The sequence below is a fragment of the Streptomyces niphimycinicus genome (assembly GCF_018883605.1).
In the GTDB taxonomy this organism is placed as follows: Bacteria; Actinomycetota; Actinomycetes; order Streptomycetales; family Streptomycetaceae; genus Streptomyces; species Streptomyces niphimycinicus.
Genome location: NZ_JAHLEM010000534.1, coordinates 1 through 2,284 on the forward strand (window position 1 = coordinate 1; position 2,284 = coordinate 2,284).

The 2,284-nt window shown below is 71.4% G+C and carries 2 protein-coding genes; one reads left to right on the forward strand and one right to left on the reverse strand.

Annotation, left to right across the window (positions count from 1 at the left end):
• Nucleotides 1-212 precede the first annotated feature (212 nt).
• Complete coding sequence (locus KN815_RS35260; RefSeq protein WP_216345918.1) at nucleotides 213-1,079, forward strand: alpha/beta fold hydrolase; 867 nt, start codon at nucleotides 213-215, stop codon at nucleotides 1,077-1,079.
• A 60-nt stretch (nucleotides 1,080-1,139) separates the two neighbouring features.
• Here the strand turns inward: KN815_RS35260 and KN815_RS35265 are convergent, their stop codons facing one another.
• On the reverse strand, nucleotides 1,140-2,069 hold the full coding sequence (locus KN815_RS35265; protein ID WP_216345919.1) for an NYN domain-containing protein: 930 nt from the start codon (nucleotides 2,067-2,069) through the stop codon (nucleotides 1,140-1,142).
• Between the last annotated feature and the right edge of the window lie 215 nt (nucleotides 2,070-2,284).

Sequence of the window (2,284 nt, forward strand, 5' to 3'; positions counted from 1 at the left end):
GGCCGCGGACGAGGCCGGTGCCGAGGCCGCGCCCGCCAAGCCCCGGCGCCGTACGCGCGCCAAGGCTGCCGAGGCCGTAGAGGCGACGACCGAGGGCTGACGGGCGACCGCGCCACAGCGCATGGCATGGCCAGGGGCCCGTTCCGCGACACCGCGGGGCGGGCCCCTGGGCGTTCACGTACCGTTTCCCGCGACCTGTATAGCCTCATCCCATGAGCAGGCCGCCCTTTCTCACACTGCCCGCGGGCGCCCGCGCGTACCGCCTCCGGACCGCGCGCGGGGAATTCGCCGTCCATGACGCGCGGCCCGCTTCGGCCGCGCGCGGGACCGTCCTGCTGGTCCCGGGGTTCACCGGGAGCAAGGAGGACTTCATCGCGCTGCTGGAGCCGCTCTCCTCGGCCGGGTTCCGGGCCGTCGCCATCGACGGGCGGGGGCAGCACGAGAGTCCTGGCCCCCGTAAGGAGGCCGTGTACGCCCAGGACGAGCTGGCCCAGGACCTCCTCGCGCAGGCCACCGCCCTGAGCGCGGCGACCGAGGACCCGGTCCATCTGCTCGGGCACTCGCTCGGCGGGCTGATCGCGCGGGCGGCCGTACTGCGCGACCCGGGGGCGTTCGCCTCGCTGACGATCATGAGTTCCGGCCCGGCGGCCATCTCCGCCCCGCAGTGCGCCCGGATCAAGCTGCTGATCGACGCGCTGACCGTGATGGACATGGAATCCGTATGGCAGGCGATGCGCGAGCTGGATCCGCCCGAGGCGGCCGACGCGGCGACACCGCCCGGGGTGGCGGAGTTCCTGCATCAGCGCTGGCTCGGGACCGTACCGGAGCAGCTCATCGTCACCGGGCGGCAGCTCGCCGCCGAGCCGGACCGGGTCGATGAGCTGGCGGCGCTGCGGCTGCGCACCCATGTGCTCTCCGGTGAGTCGGACTACGCCTGGCCGGTGCCGCTGATCGACGAGATGGCCGGACGGCTGGCCGCCCGCCGGACCGTGATCGAGGGTGCCGGGCACTCCCCCAACACCGAGCGGGCCCACCCCACCGCCGACGCCCTGACCGCCTTCTGGCGCGACGTGGGCTGAGCGACGTCGGCCAAACGACGCGGACCGAGCGACGCGGACCGAGAAGGCAGCCGGAAAGGGTCAGTACTGCGCCTGAAGATGCTCCCAGAAGCCATCCCGCAGGGCGCGCCGCAGATCGGCATGGGCACGCAGCGAGAGCCGCAGCAGCCCCTCCGCGTCGATCAGCAGCTCCTGGTCCACGGAGCCGGGCAAATAAGGATGGCCCGGGAGCAGCTCCGCGAGCGTCTCGCGGCCGCGTGCGGACAGCCACTGGGCGGCGATCTGCGCCCCGACGAAGCGCACCTCGTCCCGGGTCGGGGCGGGTCCGCACAGCGGCGAGTCGCCGTTCAGTTCGTAGCCGGTGGCCCGCCGGGTGACGTACGGCTTGCAGAAGTCGAGGTCGAAGGTGCGCTGGCTGTCGACCTCCCACAGCAGCGGCTCGGCCTGGTTGCGCCCGTCGAGTGCCTCGATGCCCCACAGATGGACGCGTGCCCCGTAGCCCTGGGCCGCCTCGACGGCGGAGACCAGGTCCTCGTCGCCGCCGATCAGCACGGCGTCCCCGATGGCGCGGTGGCGGGCGAGGGATTCCAGGTCGGAGCGGATGAGCGAGTCGACGCCCTTCTGCTGGTTGTTGGCGTTGAGGTTGCCGAGCCGGACCTTGACGTCGGGCAGCTCCGCGACGCTCTGCTGCTCCGGGGTGTGGATCCGGCGCCGGGCGCCGTCGAACCAGTAGACGCGCAGCAGCCTGCTGTCCGGGAAGATCGTGCGCGCCTTGTCGATGAACGCCTCGATGAGCCCCTCGGCGTCCAGCTCGAAGGCGCGGCGGTCCTCCGTGCCCGCGACGAGCCGGCCGGCTGCCGCGTAGACATACCCCGCGTCCACGAAGATCGCGTGCGTCGAGGGCGTGGTCGCGACCTCGGCGAGCACGCGCTGAAGCAGCTCGTTGGTGCGCTCGATGCCCGCGACGATCGAGGCGAGGTCTGGTTGGCCCGGAGGCATCACTTCACTCATACGCGGTTCATTCTCCGGGCGGCCGCGCGAGAGGCACAACCGGACCCCGCACCGGCCACCAGCAGATACTTAGGCTGCGAAAAAATTTTATTAGCGTAGGGAATGTTTTTGGGGGAGCCTCTCGTTGAACACGTACAGGAGGGCGCGGCAGCGACGCTGCGCGACTCCGTACACATCAGTTCTCCTTCAGGAGGATCAGACGAAGGGAGAAGCCA

What these genes read in the sequence shown, in the direction of transcription:
- KN815_RS35265 (WP_216345919.1), bottom strand. Translation starts at nt 2,069, where the DNA reads ATGAGTGAAGTGATGCCTCCGGGCCAACCAGACCTCGCCTCGATCGTC.
- KN815_RS35260 (WP_216345918.1), top strand. Translation starts at nt 213, where the DNA reads ATGAGCAGGCCGCCCTTTCTCACACTGCCCGCGGGCGCCCGCGCGTAC.